Annotated in this window: 17 protein-coding genes; 14 read left to right on the top strand and 3 right to left on the bottom strand. The window is 59.7% G+C overall.

Going from position 1 to position 18926, the window contains the following annotated elements; genetic code table 11:
- Nucleotides 1–44: 44 nt before the first annotated feature.
- Entirely contained in the window at nt 45–1394 is a 1350-nt protein-coding gene (gene hemN, locus EH240_RS29790) for an oxygen-independent coproporphyrinogen III oxidase (RefSeq protein ID WP_125005349.1), read from the bottom strand.
- 157 nt (nt 1395–1551) lie between these two features.
- On the opposite strand from hemN, the gene EH240_RS29795 reads away from it, so the two are divergent.
- Entirely contained in the window at nt 1552–2307 is a 756-nt protein-coding gene (locus EH240_RS29795; protein ID WP_125005292.1) for a Crp/Fnr family transcriptional regulator, read from the top strand.
- A 2-nt stretch (nt 2308–2309) separates the two neighbouring features.
- Here the strand turns inward: EH240_RS29795 and EH240_RS39935 are convergent, their stop codons facing one another.
- The gene (locus tag EH240_RS39935; RefSeq protein WP_342634114.1) at nt 2310–2984 is read right to left on the bottom strand and encodes a hemerythrin domain-containing protein; all 675 of its coding nucleotides are present in this window, start codon (nt 2982–2984) and stop codon (nt 2310–2312) included.
- Between EH240_RS39935 and ccoN the strand changes: the two genes are divergently transcribed.
- From ccoN to EH240_RS39325, 12 genes are all read left to right on the top strand, one after another.
- Nucleotides 2971–4602 (top strand): cytochrome-c oxidase, cbb3-type subunit I, encoded by a 1632-nt coding sequence (ccoN, locus tag EH240_RS29805; RefSeq protein ID WP_125005294.1) that lies wholly within the window; start codon nt 2971–2973, stop codon nt 4600–4602. The two genes, EH240_RS39935 and ccoN, sit on opposite strands and share 14 nt — an antisense overlap.
- Nucleotides 4593–5324: a cytochrome-c oxidase, cbb3-type subunit II gene (gene ccoO, locus EH240_RS29810; RefSeq protein ID WP_125005296.1), complete on the top strand. Its 732-nt coding sequence runs from the start codon at nt 4593–4595 to the stop codon at nt 5322–5324. The genes ccoN and ccoO overlap by 10 nt, the downstream gene beginning before the upstream one ends.
- Before the next feature lie 11 nt (nt 5325–5335).
- Complete coding sequence (locus tag EH240_RS29815) at nt 5336–5485, top strand: cbb3-type cytochrome c oxidase subunit 3 (RefSeq protein WP_125005297.1); 150 nt, start codon at nt 5336–5338, stop codon at nt 5483–5485.
- Between the two features lie 2 nt (nt 5486–5487).
- On the top strand, nt 5488–6351 hold the full coding sequence (gene ccoP, locus EH240_RS29820; protein WP_125005300.1) for a cytochrome-c oxidase, cbb3-type subunit III: 864 nt from the start codon (nt 5488–5490) through the stop codon (nt 6349–6351).
- Nucleotides 6352–6503: 152 nt separating this feature from the next.
- Nucleotides 6504–8069 (top strand): cytochrome c oxidase accessory protein CcoG, encoded by a 1566-nt coding sequence (gene ccoG, locus EH240_RS29825; protein ID WP_125005302.1) that lies wholly within the window; start codon nt 6504–6506, stop codon nt 8067–8069.
- The gene (locus EH240_RS29830) at nt 8066–8563 is read left to right on the top strand and encodes a FixH family protein (protein ID WP_125005304.1); all 498 of its coding nucleotides are present in this window, start codon (nt 8066–8068) and stop codon (nt 8561–8563) included. The genes ccoG and EH240_RS29830 overlap by 4 nt, the downstream gene beginning before the upstream one ends.
- Nucleotides 8560–10794, top strand: a complete 2235-nt coding sequence (locus EH240_RS29835; RefSeq protein ID WP_125005306.1) for a cation-translocating P-type ATPase — start codon at nt 8560–8562, stop codon at nt 10792–10794. Before EH240_RS29830 ends, EH240_RS29835 begins: the two co-directional genes overlap by 4 nt.
- A gap of 49 nt (nt 10795–10843) precedes the next feature.
- Complete coding sequence (ccoS, locus tag EH240_RS29840; RefSeq protein ID WP_125005308.1) at nt 10844–10999, top strand: cbb3-type cytochrome oxidase assembly protein CcoS; 156 nt, start codon at nt 10844–10846, stop codon at nt 10997–10999.
- 654 nt (nt 11000–11653) lie between these two features.
- The gene (locus EH240_RS29845; RefSeq protein ID WP_125005310.1) at nt 11654–12040 is read left to right on the top strand and encodes a globin family protein; all 387 of its coding nucleotides are present in this window, start codon (nt 11654–11656) and stop codon (nt 12038–12040) included.
- A complete protein-coding gene (gene ubiM / locus EH240_RS29850; protein WP_125005312.1) occupies nt 12040–13221 on the top strand; it encodes a 5-demethoxyubiquinol-8 5-hydroxylase UbiM in 1182 nt (393 codons plus the stop codon). Before EH240_RS29845 ends, ubiM begins: the two co-directional genes overlap by 1 nt.
- A gap of 310 nt (nt 13222–13531) precedes the next feature.
- On the top strand, nt 13532–15439 hold the full coding sequence (locus EH240_RS29855) for a putative bifunctional diguanylate cyclase/phosphodiesterase (RefSeq protein WP_125005314.1): 1908 nt from the start codon (nt 13532–13534) through the stop codon (nt 15437–15439).
- A gap of 865 nt (nt 15440–16304) precedes the next feature.
- Entirely contained in the window at nt 16305–16475 is a 171-nt protein-coding gene (locus tag EH240_RS39325; protein WP_245436497.1) for a hypothetical protein, read from the top strand.
- Nucleotides 16476–16692: 217 nt separating this feature from the next.
- Here EH240_RS39325 and EH240_RS29860 read toward each other — a convergent pair whose 3' ends face one another.
- Nucleotides 16693–17334 carry a TetR/AcrR family transcriptional regulator gene (locus tag EH240_RS29860; RefSeq protein WP_125005316.1) on the bottom strand — a complete coding sequence of 214 codons (642 nt, stop codon included), beginning with the start codon at nt 17332–17334 and terminating at the stop codon, nt 16693–16695.
- A 422-nt stretch (nt 17335–17756) separates the two neighbouring features.
- On the opposite strand from EH240_RS29860, the gene EH240_RS29865 reads away from it, so the two are divergent.
- Nucleotides 17757–18866, top strand: a complete 1110-nt coding sequence (locus tag EH240_RS29865; protein ID WP_125005318.1) for a sugar ABC transporter substrate-binding protein — start codon at nt 17757–17759, stop codon at nt 18864–18866.
- Nucleotides 18867–18926 lie beyond the last annotated feature (60 nt).

Consider the following 18926-nt stretch of genomic DNA (forward strand, 5'->3'; position numbering starts at 1 on the left):
AGTGCGTAGCACAGTCGGTTCGCGGCGACCGTACTCTGTGACGTTCAGACTGCCACCGAGTGCCTGGCCGTTCCGCTTTCGAAATATTTGTCGAACTTGGCCGCGATGCTTCGGATGAAGGGGCGACTTTCATCCCGCACGACGAAACTGTCGCCATCGAGTTCAAGCAATCGAAGGGGATCGTGCAGGGCGATGGAACTCGACTGACGAAGGAGCTTCTGGCCGGCTTCGCCGAAGCGTTCCACCAGATCGATTGCCGAGAAGGCGAAATCACACATCAGCCGCTCGATGATCCAGCCACGCACACGATCGTCGTCGGAAAGCGCGATGCCGCGGACGGCGGCCAGCCCGCCATCCGCAACCATGCGTCCGTACTCGGCGGTCGAAGGCATGTTCTGTACGTAGCCCTGGCGAAAACGGCCGATAGATGAAGGGCCAAGTCCGATCAATGTCTCGCAGCGATCGTCGGTGTAGCCCTGAAAATTGCGATGCAAAGCCCCCGCGCGGGCCGCTATCGCCAATGCATCGCCCGGCTTGGCGAAATGATCAAGCCCTATCGCTTCGTATCCCTTGTCCACAATCGCTCGCGCAGCGAGTTGCGATTGGGCGAGCCGCTCCGCGGGGCCTGGCAGCCATGCCTCGTCGATCATCGTCTGATGCTTCTTGAACCAGGGCACATGTGCGTAGCCGAACAGCGCCATCCGGTCCGGTTCCAGGGTCAGCGCCTGCGCTACGGTGGAACAGACGCTCTCCTTGGTTTGGTGCGGCAGGCCATAGAGCAGGTCCAGATTGACCGATCCGACGCCGCGTAAACGAACTCCCTCGACGACTGCCTTGGTCTGCAAAAAGCTTTGCTCTCGGTTGATCCCCTTCTGCACTTTCGGATCGAAATCCTGCACGCCGAGGCTCGCCCGCGTCATGCCGATCTCGGCAAGTGCGTCAAGGCGTGCTTCGTCCATGTCGTTGGGTTCGATCTCGACGCTGATCTTGGCATCCAGTAGAAAATCGAAGCTGTCCCGCAAGACCGCTCCCAGAGCAACCATGTCATCGGGCTTCAGCATCGTTGGCGAACCGCCACCGAAGTGAATTGCACGGACACGTACCTTGCCGCTGACCAGACCGGCAATCGTCGCGATCTCAGCATGCAGCGAGCGCAGATAAGCGGTCACCGGCTCATAGTGGCGCGTCTGCTTGGTATGGCACGCACAGAACCAGCAGAGCTTGTCGCAATACGGGATGTGCAGATACAGGGAGATCTCGTCACCGCTTTCGAGCGCCTCTAACCAGCCACGGTGAACGGCAGCATCGACGCCCGCATGGAAATGCGGCGCAGTCGGATAACTGGTATAGCGCGGGACGTTCTCGCCAAGTCTGGCAGCTAATTCCGATTGCATGTCGTGGTCCACCCGGATTGCATTGCCGGAACTCTGGGCGCATTGGTGAGCCAAAGCCCTGATTTCGGTCAACCACCAGCACGGACAAACTGCCGCAAGGATTTCTCTACCCCAGATTGCTATCCTGCCGGCACTTTGGATCGGATAGCGCGAACGCATGACAGTACGCCAAGACATTCACAGTTCCGGCCTTCCCATTCTTTGCCAGTCTTGCGAGGCACGGCATCGCGGTGTCTGCGGCGCGCTCGATCCAGACCATTTGGTTGGGCTCGCCAAGGTATCGTCGAGGCACCAGATCGAGGCAGGGGTCGAACTGATCGGCGACGCCGAGGCCATCGACAGCTATTCGAATGTGCTTTCAGGCGTGGTGAAGCTAACAAAGAGCCTTTCGGATGGGCGCCAGCAGATCGTCGGTCTTCAGTTTGCACCGGATTTTCTGGGACGGCCCTTCAAGGTGGAAAGCGAGATTAATGCGGAAGCGGCAACAGCTGTTTCCCTGTGTTCGTTTCCGAAGGCAGCCATCGAACGGATAATGAAGGAATCACCGGAACTCGAGCATCGCCTGCTTAAGCAGACACTGAATGAACTCGACGAAGCACGCGACTGGATGGTGACCTTGGGGCGCAAGACCGCATCGGAAAAGGTAGCCAGTTTTCTCCTCATGATCGCCCGGAATACCGATTCCAGTATTGACCCGGCCGCCAGGTCAGCGTCGTTCGATCTGCCGCTGACGCGTGCCGATATCTCGGATTTCCTTGGACTTACGAACGAGACCGTGAGCCGCCAGCTGACGCGATTGCGGGCCGATGGCGTGATCCGGATCGAGAACAAACGCCATGTGACGGTGGATAGCATGAACCGGCTGGAGCAGCGCTGCGGCGGCCGAAGGGCGCGGCAACCACCATTTGAATGAGCCTAAGCGGCGGGATCCGTATCGCTCACTCCGATCCGAGGCAGGACATGCTCGCGTTCGAACGCGATGTGTCGCCGCAGGCCGTCGAAGAAGCCGCGTAACATGAACCTCACAGCTTCCGCGCTCTCTATCGGTTCACCATGACCGATCGCCAGGAGCGATTCGGCTACCTCGCCGGCGAAACATTGATCCTCGATGTGCTCGACGCGCAACCGGGCGGTAGAGGCAAGATTGGCCTCGGCCGACGTCAAGTTCGCCTCATACGCAGGAAAAATCACCGTCTCCTCGAACCTATGAATGTCACGAAGCAGCTGAACGATCGCGCTGGCCGTCCTGAGGCATCTGAGGCGATCGACGTTCGGCAGGGCATCGGCAATAATTTCCAGCGTGTCGCAAAGCCTCAGCTTTTGCAAATGGGCACGCTTCATCACATCACTCCGGACCGCCTCCGCACGGGCCAGACCCAAAGACGCCGGGCCTGTCCATGAGAGGGGCGGCCCGTGCTGCGTTCTCTCGTCAATCGCCACCTTCAGATTGAACCGAACTTGATGCTGCCCAAGTAAGATCGTGCGGCTCTGACATGGATCAGGGCGAGCAGGCGGCAGCTGCGCAATTAATGCATTGGGGATTTGGCGTCCGCCGAATTCGAGATCGGGATTTGCGATGAAATTCGGCACAGCGATCGTCCTTCTAAGCCTGTTTGCCTTTGCGGCCCTGGTGGCTGCCGGCTTCGGCGTAGATGAACCTTTTCGCCAGCATATGTGGATTTTGTTTTTCGCCGTGACTGGCTTCACGGCGATCCTGTTGCGCAAAACGGAATTCAAGCCGGCGGCGCCGACCGACCCCTCCGCTTACATGGACGGGCCGATCCGTTACGGGGCCATCGCAACAGTGTTCTGGGGCGTCATCGGCATGCTGGTGGGCGTGGTCATCGCGCTGCAGCTCGCCTACCCCGATCTCAACATCGAGCCCTGGTTTAACTTCGGCCGCTTGCGGCCGCTGCATACATCCGGCGTCGTTTTTGCTTTCGGCGGCAACGCGCTGCTTTGCACGTCTCTCTATGTCGTACAGCGCACCTGCCGCGCCCGACTGTTCGGCGGCAATCTCGCCTGGTTCGTGTTCTGGGGTTACCAGCTTTTCATCGTCATGGCCGCGACCGGCTATCTGCTCGGCATCACCGAGAGCCGAGAATATGCCGAACCGGAATGGTATGTCGACCTGTGGCTGACCGTCGTGTGGGTCGCCTATCTAATCCTGTTCCTCGGCACGATCTTGAAGCGCAAAGAACCGCACATCTACGTCGCCAACTGGTTCTACCTTTCCTTCATCGTGACCATCGCGATGCTGCATGTGATCAACAACCTGTCGATGCCCGCATCCTTCCTGGGCTCGAAGAGTTACTCCGCCTTTTCCGGGGTCCAGGACGCCCTGACGCAATGGTGGTATGGCCACAACGCCGTGGGCTTCTTCCTGACCTCCGGCTTCCTCGGCATGATGTATTATTTCGTGCCCAAGCAGGCGAACCGGCCGGTCTATTCTTACCGCCTGTCGATCATCCATTTCTGGGCGCTGATCTTCCTCTACATCTGGGCTGGCCCGCACCATCTTCACTACACCGCTTTGCCCGATTGGGCGCAGACGCTCGGCATGGTGTTCTCGATCATGCTGTGGATGCCGTCATGGGGCGGCATGATCAACGGCCTGATGACGCTCTCCGGCGCCTGGGACAAGATCCGCACCGATCCGATCATCCGCATGATGGTGATGGCCATCGCCTTCTATGGCATGTCGACCCTCGAGGGTCCGGTGATGGCGATCAAGGCGGTCAACTCGCTGTCGCACTACACCGACTGGACCATCGGGCACGTCCATTCCGGCGCGCTCGGCTGGGTCGGCATGATCTCGTTCGGCGCAATCTACTACATGGTGCCGAAGCTCTGGAACCGCGAGCGGCTCTATTCGCTGCGGCTCGTCACCTGGCACTTCTGGCTGGCGACGCTCGGGATCGTTGTCTATGCCGCGGTGATGTGGGTTTCTGGCGTCATGCAGGGCCTGATGTGGCGCGAAAACGACGAGCAGGGCTTCCTGGTCTACTCCTTCGCCGAAACCGTCGCCGCCATGCATCCATACTATATCATGCGCGCCATCGGCGGCGCCATGTACCTGTCCGGCGCCCTGATCATGGCCTGGAACATCACCATGACCATCCTCGGCTACCAGCGCGAGGAGGAGCCGATGCCGGGCTCCGCTCCAGTCTTCCGAGCGGCGCGATCAGGAGCCAAAAAATGGGCTTGATGGACGGACACGCCCTCATCGAGAGGAACGCCACGCTTCTTCTCGTCGGGTCACTGCTGATCGTGACCATCGGCGGCATCGTCGAGATCGCACCGCTTTTCTATCTCGACAACACAATCGAGAAGGTCGAAGGCATGCGGCCCTATTCGCCGCTGGAGCTCGCGGGCCGCAACGTCTATGTGCGCGAGGGCTGCTACCTCTGCCACAGCCAGATGATCAGGCCGTTCCGCGATGAAGTCGAACGCTACGGCCACTACAGCCTGGCGGCCGAGTCGATGTACGACCATCCGTTCCAGTGGGGATCGAAGCGCACCGGCCCTGACCTTGCCCGGGTCGGCGACCGCTATTCCAACGAATGGCACGTCCAGCATCTTGCCGACCCGCGCTCGGTAGTCCCGGAATCGGTCATGCCGAGCTATGCCTTCCTGAAGGACTCGCCGATCGAGGTGAAGGACTTCTCGACGCATCTGGTTGCGAATGCGCGCGTTGGCGTCCCCTACTCCGATGACATGATCGCCAGCGCCAATGCCGATCTGAGAGCGCAGGCTGATCCCGCCGCCGATACATCCGGCGTCGAAGCCCGCTACCTCAAAGCCAAGCTCGGCGACTTCGACGGCAACCCGCAGCAGGTGACCGAAATGGATGCGCTGGTCGCCTACCTGCAGATGCTCGGCACGCTGGTCGATTTCAAGAACTACGACGAAGCCGCCGGCTACCGCTGAGGGAAATGTCGATGGATTACAATTTGATGCGGGAGTTTGCTGACAGCTGGGTCCTGGTTGCCATGGCGCTCTTCTTCGTCGGCGCAATCGCCTTCGCGCTCCGCCCCGGCAGCGGCAAGCTGGCCGACGAAGCTGCCCGAGTTCCGCTTCAGGACGAGTGATCATGAGCGACGAGCACATCGATGAATTCTCCGGCGTCTCTATGACCGGCCACGAGTGGGATGGCATTAGGGAGCTGAACAACCCGCTTCCATGCTGGTGGGTTATAACTTTCTACGTCACCATTGTCTGGGCGATCGGTTACACCATTGCGTACCCGGCGTGGCCGATGCTGACCTCGGCAACCAAGGGTGTGCTCGGCTATTCGAGCCGCAATGACGTCAGGAACGAGTTGGCGGCGGCCGAGGTCGCCAAGGGCAAGTATATCGCCGCCATCGAGGCGAAGAGCATCTCCGAGATCGCTGCCGACGACGCGCTGCGCGAATTCGCGGTCGCGGCCGGTGGTGCCGCGTTCAAGGTCAACTGCGTGCAGTGCCACGGCTCAGGCGCCCAGGGCTCAGCCGGCTTTCCCAATCTCAACGACGACGACTGGCTGTGGGGCGGCAACGCCGACCAGATCCAGCAGACGATTACGCATGGCATCCGTTTCCCATCCGACCCGGACACGCGCCTGTCGGAAATGCCGGCTTTTGGCGACATCATAACGGCCGACCAGATCAAACAGGTCAGCGCCTATGCCGCCAGCCTTTCCGGCCAAGTCCAGGACGCGAAACTGGTCGAACCCGGCGCCAAGGTCTTTGCGGAGAACTGCGTGGCCTGCCACGGCGACAACGCGAAAGGCAACAGGGAGTTGGGTGCGCCCGACCTGACCGACGCGATCTGGCTCTACGGATCCGGCGAGACCGACATCGCCGCCCAGGTCCGCGCGCCGAAACATGGCGTGATGCCGGCCTGGATCGGCCGCCTCGGCGAGACCAAGGTCAAGGAACTTGCGATCTATGTCCATTCGCTTGGCGGCGGAGAATAGGAACGGAAGCCTGTCCTCGGCCTCCGCCTGCCAAGCGACGAGGCCCGGCGCGAGCCCGGCACCATTCCGGCTGCGACCTGCATCGACGCGGCACGACCCGCCTTACGGCGGGCTGTTGGACAGACGGCCCTGATATCGGCTGTGGAGTGGAGATGCACGTGCGTGATAAACCGCAGCGAGAACGGCTCGAAGCAAAAGCGGTCAACTCCCCCGAAGCCCATCAGCCTCTCTATACCCCACGCAAGAAGATCTTTCCCAAGCGGGCCTCGGGCAGCTTTCGCCGCTTCAAATGGCTGGTGATGGCGATCACGCTGGGCATCTACTGCCTGACACCCTGGCTGCGGTGGGATCGCGGACCGTTCGCCCCGGATCAGGCCGTGCTGGTCGACCTTTCAAATAGCCGCTTCTACTTCTTTTTCATCGAGATATGGCCGCAGGAATTCTACTACGTCGCCGGCCTTCTGATGATGGCTGGCATCGGCCTTTTCCTGATCACGTCCACTGTCGGCCGCGCCTGGTGCGGCTATACCTGCCCGCAGACCGTATGGGTCGATCTGTTCCTGGTCGTGGAGCGCGCTATCGAAGGCGATCGCAACGCCCGTATGAAGCTCGACGCCGGATCCTGGAGCGCGCGCAAGCTCGTGTTGCGTGTATCGAAACACGCCATCTGGCTGATCATAGCGGCGGCGACCGGCGGCGCCTGGATTTTCTATTTTGCTGATGCGCCAACGCTGATTGGCGAAGTCTTCACCGGCACCGCCGCGCCCGTCGCCTACATCACCATCGCCGTGCTGACGGCGACCACTTACACATTCGGCGGGCTTATGCGCGAGCAGGTCTGCACCTATATGTGCCCGTGGCCGCGGATCCAGGCCGCCATGCTCGACGAGACCTCGCTCACCGTAACCTACAATGACTGGCGCGGCGAACCGCGTTCGCGTCACGCCAAGAAGATCCAAGCCGCGGGGCAGTTGGTCGGCGACTGCGTCGATTGCAATGCCTGTGTCGCGGTCTGCCCGATGGGGATCGATATACGGGATGGCCAGCAGCTTGAATGCATCACTTGCGCGCTCTGCATCGATACCTGTGACGGCATCATGGACAAGCTCGGTAAGGAGCGTGGACTGATCTCCTATGCGACGCTATCCGATTACAACGCCAACATGGCGGTGGCCACTGCGGGCGGCTCTCGCCCGGTGAACCCGTCGCTCATCCAGACCGCCGACGGCGCGTTCTCAGACGCGCTGGCCCATTTCCATTTCCGCAAGATCTTCCGGCCGCGCACCTTCATCTATCTCGGCGCCTGGTCGGCGGTCGGGCTCGCGCTGCTCTTTTCGCTGCTGACCCGCGAGCGGCTGGAACTCAACGTCCTGCACGACCGCAATCCACAATTCGTCAGGTTGTCCGACGGTTCGATCCGCAACGGCTACACCGTCAAGCTGCTCAACATGATCCCCGAGCCAAGGACGATCGTCGTCACAATGAAGGGGCTTCATGGAGCCGAAATGAGCATCGTCGGAATCGACCTCCCTGCAGATCGCTCCTTCGCCATCCCGGTCGAACCCGACCGGCTGAAAATGCTCAAGGTTTTCGTGCGCCAGCCGGCAGGTGAGGTTCGCGGCGCAGCGCAGACCTTCAAGTTCCGGGTCGAAGACAAGGCGAGTTTCGAATCGGATGAATACACGGCCACCTTCAACGCACCGGAGACCGTCAGATGAGCGCCAATACGCAAAAATCGCGTGAGTTCACCGGCAGGCACATGCTGGCCACCATTCTTGCCTTTTTCGGTGTGGTCATAGGCGTCAACCTGACCATGGCGACGCTGGCCAGCAAGAGCTGGACCGGCCTCGTCGTCGAGAATACCTATGTGGCCAGCCAGCAGTTCAACCGAAAGGCCGAAGAAGGTCGTGCGCAGGCCGCGCTCGGCTGGACAGGCAGATTGACGATCGCAGGGGGCGAGGTCCGCTACAGCCTCAGCGATGCCGCCGGCAAGCCGGTTCCCTTGCATGGCGTCAAGGTGCTGTTTCGTCACCCCGCCTATGAGACCGAAGACAAGACTGTTACTCTTGGCCTTGCCTCGGGCCAGGAATTTGCCGCGCAGCACACGCCGAAAGGTGGCGTCTGGATCGTCGAAATCGACGCCGATGCCGGTCTCGCAGAGCCCTATCGCGACGTCCGTAGAATCATCATTTTCCATGGAGCGCTACAATGAGCTGTTGTGCACCGGGCGCCGAAATGGCGCTGGATTTGAAAGCTAGCATATCCGTCCTGCCATCGAGCCAGGAAGTTAGGCTGGCGAGCCGCTCGCTTGGCGGCGATCTGCACCAAACCGATCTCTCGGTGCCATCAGTGCATTGCGCAGCCTGCATCCAGACGATCGAGACAGCACTTGGAAAGCTTGAGCGAGTCGAGGGCGCGCGCGTCAACCTGTCGACGAAGCGGGTCGCGGTCCGGTGGCGTGGGGATGAGGTACCACCGTTGGTCGCCGCGCTTGGAGGGCTGGGCTACGAGGCGCATCTGTTCGCTCCCGAGGTCGATGACAAGGACAAGACGCTTTCGGAACTGATCCGCGCCGTCGCCGTCGCCGGTTTTGCAGCGGGCAACATCATGCTGCTTTCGGTTTCGGTCTGGTCCGGAGCTGAAGGCGCGACCCGCGATCTTTTCCATTGGGTCTCGGCGCTGATCGCCATCCCCGCGCTCGCCTTCGCCGGCGGCATTTTTTTTCGCTCTGCCTGGAACGCACTGCGCCACGGCCGCATGAACATGGACGTGCCGATCGCGGTCGGCGTCTCGCTCGCCTATGCCATGAGCCTCTACGAGACCATCAATCACGGCGATCACGCCTATTTCGATGCGGCGGTGTCGCTGCTGTTCTTCCTGTTGATCGGCCGCACGCTGGATCACGTGATGCGCGAGCGGGCAAGGACGGCGGTTAATGGACTGGCGCGGCGGGCGGCGCGCGGCGCCATGGTGCTGCGCCATGACGGCAGCCACGACTACCTGCCTGTCGAGGAGATCGAACCGGGCATGCATCTGCTGGTCGCCGCCGGCGAAAGGGTGCCTGTCGACGGCCGGATCATTCGCGGAGCGTCGGATCTCGACTGCTCGCTGGTTTCCGGCGAGAGCACATCGAGAACCGTGGCGTCCGGGGAACAGGTTCAGGCTGGCACGCTGAACCTGACCGGCCCGCTGACCATCGAGGCGACCGCCGCAGCAAAGGACTCCTTCCTGGCGGAGATGGTTCGGCTGATGGAAGCCGCCGAAGGCGGTCGTGCGCAGTACCGCCGGATCGCCGACCGAGTCTCGGCGCTCTATGCTCCAGTAGTGCATCTCACCGCCTTCGTGACGTTCCTTGGCTGGATGGCAGCAAGTGGCGACTGGCACCGGGCAGTGACGATCGCCATCGCCGTCCTCATCATTACATGCCCCTGCGCGCTTGGCCTTGCCGTGCCGATCGTCCAGGTGGTCGCGGCGCGCCGGCTGTTCGAAGCCGGCGTCATGGTCAGGGACGGCTCGGCCATGGAGCGCCTGGCGGCGATCGACGCGGCCGTGTTCGACAAGACCGGCACGTTGACGCTTGGCCAGCCCAGGCTGGTCAACGCGTCGTCCGTCGATCCGGCGATGCTGGCGATCGCAACCGACATGGCCACGCATTCCCGTCACCCGTTCTCAAAGGCCATAGCCCAATTCGCGGGTTCTGCCGGCCAGCCGAAGCTGGACGACATCAGCGAGCACCCGGGTCTCGGCATCGAAGCCACAGCCGCCGGCAACTCGTGGCGTCTTGGCCGGCGCGGCTGGGCTGGATGGAAGGCCCAGACCGGTGGCGAAGGCAAATATGGCGGCTATGGCGGAACGGTGCTTTCGAAGAATGGCAGGATCGTCGCATCCTTCACGTTCGAGGACGCTATGCGCTCCGATGCCAGGGCGGCGGTCGGGCAGTTGAAGGATGCCGGAGTGTCGGTCGAAATGCTCTCCGGTGATGTCGCCAATGCCTGCGGCGAGGTTGCCAGGACGTTGGGTATCGAGAGCTTCCTCCCAGCGCTGCTTCCGTCCGGCAAGGTTGAGCGGATCGAAACGCTGACCAAGGCGGGCCACAAGGTTCTGATGGTGGGTGACGGGCTCAACGACACGCCCGCGCTGGGCGCGGCACACGTCTCGATCGCGCCGGCAACCGCCGCCGATGTCGGGCGCAACGCCGCCGATTTCGTCTTCCTGCGCGAAAGCCTCCTGGCGGTTCCCCTCGCCCTCGGCATCTCGCGGAAAGCCGGACGGCTGATACGCCAGAACCTGGCAATCGCGATCGTCTACAACGCCGTTGCCGTGCCGATCGCCATTCTCGGCCATGTCACGCCGCTGATCGCGGCGATCGCGATGTCCGCCTCGTCATTGCTTGTGATCGGAAATGCGTTGCGCCTGCACAGCCCTGAACCACCCATCGGATGAGGGCTCCGTCGGCAACGCGCTCCGGCATTCGCGCATCGGTGCAGCCATCATGACCACACTTATCTACCTCATACCAGTAGCTCTGTTGCTTGGCGCCCTAGGGCTGTCCGGCTTTTTGTGGGCGCTGAGGAGTGGTCAATATGAGGATCTTGACGGGGCTGCCGAGCGTATCCTCATTCACCGGGATGACAATCCGGAACGCTGACTCAGATCGCTATGCCGACGACGGTGCGGATGCCGGCCGTCAGCCGACGTCGTCCGCCGACGCCGTCCGCCGGGAACAGCCGGTTGTGACTCACACCTGGTAAGCCGTGTTTGACGTCGCCTTGGAAGTCCTGTCACTCGAAGGACTGCGTCGCCGAGGGGCCGCCGATGTCACCAACTACTCGCACGGCCGGACGCCACATCCTGATAAGCACCTCCGATCTTACGTAGAAATGTTGCCACAGGGTGCACCATCAAGGCTATCCACGCGTTGGCGAGTCCATCTGCGGTTCCGGCGAAACCGGCTGCTCGTCGGCATAGTCAAGGCACCTACTTCGCTTCTGGACCCTCTGGTTTCACTGTTTCGGCTGGGTCGCCACGAACGGAGCCCCCTTTCCACGGTGACATTTCCTGGCGATCGACCAGCCGACTCGGCCGTTGCCTGCGTGTTGGCTGATCCAGATCAAGGTTATCTCCTCACTGGCGTGGTTTCCTCGACCGGTGTTTTAAGGAGAATGCTTGTGCTAACGGTCAGCTCTCATCATCGTCTTTGCAGCCCTCTGATACTGTCATGTTCTGATCGGCTATGCCTCCTTCGATGAATCGCGCCGCCGAACGCCGAGGCGACCGGTCTGTACAAAGGCCGACGCGAAGAATGACCAAAGCCAAATCAGCCGAGCGAAACGCCCTGCTGCTCGAACATGAGATGACAGTCGTGATCAGCAGAAACTCGGGAACTGTCGGCTTGAAACCGGCCCCGCATGCAGAGGGGAAGCGACGCTTCACAGGCCAGGAACCGGCCACGTCAGAAACTTTGCTTGCTGGCTGGATATGTGCCTGGCCGCACGGCGGCAAGGGCTGGTCGTATCACCCGCATCCGCGTCTGAAAGAATTGAATGCTTTGTTGCCGATTTATGCGGATTTGCCTGCCCAGCGCGTTGAGACGATGCGGTGGGTCCTAGAACGTAGCGCAATCGATCCGCGGCATGCGGCACTCCACAAGCCTCTCACCAGGATAGCCGACGCGATGGCGGCACGCTGATGGGCGGCTCTGACGAAACCTTCGACATCGTAATCGTCGGAGCCGGACCGGTCGGCCTTTCCTTCGCCACATCGCTCGCTCAAAGCGAACTCAAGGTGGCAGTTGTTGAACAGAACCCGCTGGAAAGTCTGGCCAATCCGCCTTTCGATGGTCGCGAAATCGCGCTGACCTACGCCTCGATCAAAATCCTTCGCGAACTCGGCGCTTGGGACGCCATCTCTGCCTCGGACAAATCACCGCTTCAAGGCGCGCGCGTGCTAAATGGATCGAGCCCTTTCGCTCTGCGTTTCGATGCTCCCAGTGGATCTGGAGAACCCCTCGGAGTTTTGGTCCCAAATTGCCGGATTCGCGACGCCCTATTCAAGATCGTCCGCTTGCAAGATCATGCCCGGCTGCTGTGTGGCCACTCGGTCATGGACGCAGCAAACAGCCACAAAGGAGCAGTCATAACGCTCTCTGATGGCATGCAGTTGTCTGCTCGGCTTGTTGTTGCCGCAGATTCGCGTCTGTCTGTCACACGTGATCTGCTCGGCATCGGCGCCGATATCAATCGGCTCGGCAACTCGATGCTGATTTGCCGGGTCAGGCACGAGCGCGCCCACCGCCAGATTGCAATTGAATGGTTCGATCACCATCAGACGATAGCGATGCTGCCCCTTGCGGAAGGCGTTTCGTCGCTGCTTCTCACTTTGCCTTCAAACGAGGCCGATAGACTGCTTGCCTGCGAAGACGATTTGTTCCTGATGGAATTGACGAACCGGTGTCGAGGGCGTCTTGGAAGGATGACCATGGCAAGCAACCGCCATAGTTATTCGCTGGTCACTACGTGGGCGCATAAGTTCTGGGCCCCGAGCGCCGCACTCATCGGCGACGCTGCCATTGGCATGCACCCGGTCACTGCGCATGGCTTCAACATCGGCCTCAGCGCCCAGAAGCAACTCGCCCATGGAATTCTGACAGCATTTCGCGACCGGCGCGACATTGCCGATCCCGGCATGCTGCACAGGTACGAAAGCTGGCTACGCCTATCAGCGGCACCGCTTTATTACGCCACCAATATACTGGTCGGACTCTACTCAAGCGAGCACCCGGCGGCCCGGCTTGCAAGACACGTTGGGCTTCGATTTGGCCAATATGTTCCGTTTGTTCGCCACGGCATTTCGGCAATGCTGCGGCGGTGAACCACAGTAGCCAAAGCGTCAACCGCTCTGCGGCGCTGTCTCGCTACGGCCTCCTTTGCGAACTTCGACCGCCGCGGTACCGGATCTGAGCTTGAAAAATCCCGGCGCGGTTCCGCGCTGACGCTTCTGGCCATTGAAGAGCGGCTGGAGAGGCAAATCGAAGGACGGCTGCGGAGCGCCGCACCGTCTCGAAAATTGCACTCTGTCGCTGAGCGGCACAGGGCTGATGCCCCGCTGAATGGTTAACCTGTCCTTCAGTGGGCTTGCATAGGTTGCGCTGCGACGAAGCAGGGAAGCACTCTATCCGCCTATGGCCCTAAAGATAGATGACGCGCTCGAGACCAAAATCCTTCAGGATCAGCTTGCTGACCTGAGGGCCGGTCTTTTCGTGTCAATGCCGATAAGCACCGTCTTGTCGGGTCTGATTTTGACCGTGCAGTCCCTTTCTGGCAACGGCTCTGCCGTCGCAATCTGGTTCTTGGTCATCAATGGGATAAATGCCGCTCGGCTTGCACTCGCCCATTACCAACTGCAGGAAGCCGGGCCCCAGGACGCTTCAGCGAGGGTCTCGCCGCGGCTTCGCTGGTTTGGCATCCTCGCTCTTCTGGCAGGATTTGCCTGGTCCTTTCTTGCCGTGCTTACGGATGAATACACGACCTCTCAAGCAGCGCTGCATCTGATAATTCTGGCAGGTATATCGGCTGGTGCGGTTACATACGGCAGTTCATATTCCGCGGCAGCGATCAACTTCATCACACCGCCGCTCCTGATCACCGCGGGGTGCCTGTCGGCGAAAGGCAACTTTGAAGACTGCGTTTTGGCATTTGCCGTTCTGCTCTTCATGGGCGGCTTGGTTCGAGCTTCGCTTGTTGGACAGGCGCGCTTCCGCGAAGCGAGCCGCCTGAGACATGAGGCGGAGCGGCTCGCCGCGGAAATGGAGCGCAATTCCAGGGAGGACCACCTGACGGCGCTTCTCAACAGGCGCGGCCTCGAACATGCAATCGATCAATTCGAGACCAAAGACGGCCCCTTCGTTGCAATGCTGATCGATCTGGACGGGTTCAAATCTGTCAACGATACCTACGGTCACAGGACTGGTGACGAACTGCTTGTCAGGATCGCCAGACGGATAGAGGAGGCAGCACCGCACGGCTCAACGCTCGCCCGCATCGGCGGCGATGAATTCGTGCTGTTTTTTCCTTCGGCGGGCTATTCGCTTTCTCCCAACAGTCTTGCATCCAATATCATAGCCAAAGTTGCTAGCCCCTATCTCGGGGTAGCGTCAGTTCGGATCGGGGCATCCATAGGGATATACTTAGCTGAGAGCCCGACGCTGACCGAAATGTTGCTGCGGGCGGATATCGCGCTTTACACGGCGAAGCGTCGTGGCAGGAACGAATTTTGCCTGTTCGATACCGAACTCGACAGGGAACTGCAGCGCCGCCAGTCCATCGAACGCGATCTTCACTCTGCGATCAAGACCAGAAGCTTGGGGCCTTGGTTCCAGCCGATTGTAAGGCTGGACACCAAGGCCGTCGTCGGTTTTGAAGCCTTGCTAAGGTGGTGCCATCCGATTCATGGTTCTATCTCTCCGCCCGAAATCATCACAGCTGCACGCGAAACCGGAATGCTTCAGCTGCTAACTCAAACTGTATTTTCCGAATGTTGCGCTTTTATCGACGCCTTGGCGAAAGCTGACTGTCATGAGGTCCGTGTGGCGATGAACGTTTCACCGCGCGAATTGGAGGCCGGCGATATCGACGAGATGGTTCTGAATGGTCTGGCGGCAAAAGACCTCCCTGCAACGATGTTCGAAATCGAGATAACAGAAGAATCGCCGGTGGACGCGGAGAGGGTCGATGAAAAGCTCGGACGGCTTTCACACGCCGGCATTTCCATCGCGCTCGATGACTTCGGCACCGGCTTTTCCACGTTGGCATCGCTCAAGGACAGTCGGATACGCAAGGTGAAAATAGACCAGGGCTTCGTTCGCGGCCTAGCCAAGCACCGGGAGGACCGGCTGCTTGTCAAAACGGTGATTGATCTTGGTAGGTCACTCGGGATTGAGGTCATGGCCGAGGGCGTCGAAACAGAGGCAGATCGGCAAACTCTGTACAAGCTTGGCTGCAGAACCGCTCAGGGCTTCCTATTCTCAAAGGCGGTGCCTCTGAGCCAGGCGCTTAAGTTTGTGTTAAAGGAACATGCTAAGGATTCTTGACTGGCCACCAGTTCTATCTGATTTTGAGCGATGGAAGCAGCTTGAGCCGGATGACGGCTCGAGGCTGGCGAAGTCTTCCGACGCCCATTCGGTCACAACCGTAGATGAGCTGGAATCTTCGCGTTGTCACGCACGACGCCAAGGGCACGGGCTTGGCCGCCTGACGATGTGCCTGCCAAATCGATATTCCGTTTGGCGGTCAGCACCACCGGTTGCTGGCGCGCGCCGAAGGAATAGGCCTGGGGGGCGATCCTCGATCCGGTTGAAGGTGGCGGCGAACACAGCATGCCGGAACTGTCGAGGGCTGGGTTCGGCCCCACTCAATCCGTGATACGCGGTAGCAAAGCTGCCGACCTCTCCTTGCGGGCGCCGTGCCGCAATGGCAGGAACGGGAACGATCGAGTCAAAAATATGCATGCCGCGACGGCGGCTACATTGTTGCAGCCTTTTCAACAGCATAGGAATCTGGCGGTATTTTTGACGGTATCGAAAATTATTGGTCCAAATTTTGTTTGCAAAATTAATAGGATGCGGCAATGATTGATGATCGAGTGGGATAAAGATCGGTCGTTCGCCAGCATTTGCTGGCTATCGGCGCCAGACACTTAACATATTGACATGTAACATTTTTCTTTTCCTATCGCTGACTATCGCCCGCAAGCGGAATCATTTGGCGGTAGACCTGATGGTATCGCTTTCCTCATCATTCTCGCTCGAGACCGTCACCACCTGATTTCCTAGCAGGCTAGCTAAAATTTAGGTAAGGTGTTGAACTACAAGCGAAATTGTCAAACCTTGACGGTAAAATCGATGACGGTAAAATCGGGCGCTGAATATGCGGCCACGCGCTCGGATTGCCCTCGCCATGCTCACCGACATTGCACTTAAGAAGCTGAAACCTAAAGGCAAAATATACAAGGTTGCTGATCGTGACGGTATTCGCATTCATGTCCGGATGCTTGCCCTGCAGTCTGTAGGAAACGCGACTTCTGTCCCCATGTGGTGGCCCGTTTACAGCTGGACACGCGAAGTCTGAGGAAGCTTCACTGCAGGGTCACAGGCGCGTCAATATTGCGAAGTTCATCTCGCGGCGCATGCCACCGGTAACACCGTTGTCGATCTCGGCACGTCCTGCAACGGATCGACATGGCGGAATGGACGATGCCAAAGCCGCCATTGTTGGTGCAAGCGGTGGCTTTTGTGGTCTCTCGCATTGCGCGAGCAAAAATGGCTTCCTGAACCTCCAGCGACGGCTACTTGCAGACAAGGCGCATAATGGTATCGATATTGAACTGCAGCCTTGTATCGAGAGCTTGCCGTGACATTAGATCAAGCTCGTAGATGATGGCGCCCGTAAAGCGATTGGTTAAGTAGTAGTAGCCAATGGCGGCGATCGTGATGTTTAACTGAACCGGATCGATGCCTTCTCTGAATAAGCCCTGCTTTACGCCACGCTCCAGAATGGTGTCGACCATCGTGACCAGGCGTCTGCTGATGTCCTGAACGACCTTGGACTTCTTGAGATGGCGCGCCTTGTGCAGGTTCTCGCTGTTCACCATGGTGAGGAATTCCGGATTGTCGAGATAGTATTTCCAGGTGAAGCGCACCAGCCTTTCCAGCGCGTCCTTGGGGTCGAGATGATCGAGTTCAAGCTTTTGCTCGGCTGTTCGGATATCGACATAGGCGTCCTCGAGCACGCGCTGGAACAGGTCCTCCTTGCTGCCGAAATAATGGTAGATCATGCGTTTGTTGGCTTTTGCGCGCTCGGCTATGTCGTCCACTCTGGCGCCGCCCAAACCCTTCTTGGCGAATTCCTGCTTGGCGGCTGCGAGTATCCGCTTCTGGGTAGCCTCGGCATCGCGAATTCTTGGCTTCCTTGTCTTGGTCGCCAACATCTTTTTCCTTAGCTGGTCCATTTCGAATCCGCCATTTGACCATCGATATGACGCACTAACTGGATTGTGAACAGAGCGCTCAGCAAATTCTCAGAGGGCACTCCGCATCGGCCAGGAGCCCGCCGATAGCATCGGTCGGGTGCATGGGAAACATTGGCGATCTGCTGCATTTTTCAAAGTTTTCCTGTTCCCGCCTGCCTTTGAATCTGAAGGCCAGTTCAACTAACCCAATAGTTACATAGAGGCCCCCAAGGCGCAATCGGGCGGATCACCAAATGTCCCCAAGGGGCGCGGCCACCGCAGCCGGACTCCTGTTGACAAGCGTGCGCTAAAAAAGTAACTAGATAGTGCGTAAAGGTTTCAACCGAGTGCGCGTCTTGGGAGGATGCTCGCTCGAATTCGGATCAGCAGGGAGAGAGAAAATGTCGTTCATCAAGGAATTCATCGAGCAGGAAACCGTCAATCGCCGCAACCTTCTTCTCGCATCGGCCTACGGGCTTGGCGGCGCGGCTGCGCTGCGCACCTTGGGCGCGACGCCGGCGCGCGCGACAACCGCAAATCCGACGATCGCGTGGAGTTACCGCGACCGCACAAACCCGTACTGGAACTATATCGTGTCGGGCGGCGAGGCCTTTGTCGAAAGCCTCGGCAAGCCGAAGGACGCGCTCGTCAACCTCATCAATGAAGGATCTAGCGAGAAGTCGCTCGCCGACGTGAAGGCGCTTCTGGGTAAGGAGGGCAGCAACCTCGCGCTTGCCATCGATGCAAATGATGCACCGAACTGCCGGCCGGTTGTTGAGGCGGTCGCCGCCGCCGGAGCATATGTCTCCACCATCTGGAACAAGACAGACGACCTGCACCCCTGGGATTTCGGCGACAATTACGTGTCGCATATGACCTGGTCGGACGAGGGGCCCGCCGAGAAGACCGCCCGCATCCTGTTCGATGCTATGGGCGGCAAGGGCGGAGTGGTACATCTCGGCGGCATCGCGTCCAACAATCCGGCGATCGAGCGCCTCAACGGTTTGAAGAACGCGCTGAAGGATTATCCGAATGTGCAGTTGCTCGATGCCCAGCCCGCCGACTGGGATACGCAGAAGGCAAACCAGATCATGGCGAGCTTCCTGACCCGTTACGGCGACGACATCAAGGGCGTGCACTGCGCCAACGATACCATCGCCTATGGCGTCATAGAGGCTCTGCGTGCCGAAGGCATCGAGGGCATGCCGATTGTTTCCTATGACGGCAACCAGCAGGCTGTCGAACTTGTGGCGAAGGGCGAGATCCTGGCTACCGTCTTCACCAATCCCCATTGGGGCGGCGGTATCACGGCGGCGCTTGCCTATTATGCGGCGACGGGCGCGTTCAAACCTTCGGCCGAGCCAAAGGAACATCGCGAATTTTATGGCCCGACCATCCTCGTCACGCCCAAGGACGCGGCGGAGTTCAAGGCGAAATACCTCGACAGCACGCCAAAATACGACTGGAAGGACTTCTGGGGTCCAGGCAACGGTCAGATCAAGTACAAGTAATCGGCCTGCCGGCGGACGCGCACCGGCAGCGGCGCGCGTTCCGATCCGGCGGTCTGCGAT

Source organism: Mesorhizobium tamadayense, assembly GCF_003863365.1.
Taxonomy (GTDB): Bacteria; Pseudomonadota; Alphaproteobacteria; order Rhizobiales; family Rhizobiaceae; genus Mesorhizobium; species Mesorhizobium tamadayense.

Excerpts from the sequence above, each read along its gene's own strand:
- hemN (WP_125005349.1), bottom strand. The coding sequence starts at position 1,394 with ATGCAATCGGAATTAGCTGCCAGACTTGGCGAGAACGTCCCGCGCTAT.
- EH240_RS29795 (WP_125005292.1), top strand. The coding sequence starts at position 1,552 with ATGACAGTACGCCAAGACATTCACAGTTCCGGCCTTCCCATTCTTTGC.
- ccoN (WP_125005294.1), top strand. The coding sequence starts at position 2,971 with ATGAAATTCGGCACAGCGATCGTCCTTCTAAGCCTGTTTGCCTTTGCG.
- ccoO (WP_125005296.1), top strand. The coding sequence starts at position 4,593 with ATGGGCTTGATGGACGGACACGCCCTCATCGAGAGGAACGCCACGCTT.
- EH240_RS29815 (WP_125005297.1), top strand. The coding sequence starts at position 5,336 with ATGGATTACAATTTGATGCGGGAGTTTGCTGACAGCTGGGTCCTGGTT.
- ccoP (WP_125005300.1), top strand. The coding sequence starts at position 5,488 with ATGAGCGACGAGCACATCGATGAATTCTCCGGCGTCTCTATGACCGGC.
- ccoG (WP_125005302.1), top strand. The coding sequence starts at position 6,504 with ATGCACGTGCGTGATAAACCGCAGCGAGAACGGCTCGAAGCAAAAGCG.
- EH240_RS29830 (WP_125005304.1), top strand. The coding sequence starts at position 8,066 with ATGAGCGCCAATACGCAAAAATCGCGTGAGTTCACCGGCAGGCACATG.
- EH240_RS29835 (WP_125005306.1), top strand. The coding sequence starts at position 8,560 with ATGAGCTGTTGTGCACCGGGCGCCGAAATGGCGCTGGATTTGAAAGCT.
- ccoS (WP_125005308.1), top strand. The coding sequence starts at position 10,844 with ATGACCACACTTATCTACCTCATACCAGTAGCTCTGTTGCTTGGCGCC.
- EH240_RS29845 (WP_125005310.1), top strand. The coding sequence starts at position 11,654 with ATGACCAAAGCCAAATCAGCCGAGCGAAACGCCCTGCTGCTCGAACAT.
- ubiM (WP_125005312.1), top strand. The coding sequence starts at position 12,040 with ATGGGCGGCTCTGACGAAACCTTCGACATCGTAATCGTCGGAGCCGGA.
- EH240_RS29855 (WP_125005314.1), top strand. The coding sequence starts at position 13,532 with ATGGCCCTAAAGATAGATGACGCGCTCGAGACCAAAATCCTTCAGGAT.
- EH240_RS39325 (WP_245436497.1), top strand. The coding sequence starts at position 16,305 with ATGCTCACCGACATTGCACTTAAGAAGCTGAAACCTAAAGGCAAAATA.
- EH240_RS29860 (WP_125005316.1), bottom strand. The coding sequence starts at position 17,334 with ATGTTGGCGACCAAGACAAGGAAGCCAAGAATTCGCGATGCCGAGGCT.
- EH240_RS29865 (WP_125005318.1), top strand. The coding sequence starts at position 17,757 with ATGTCGTTCATCAAGGAATTCATCGAGCAGGAAACCGTCAATCGCCGC.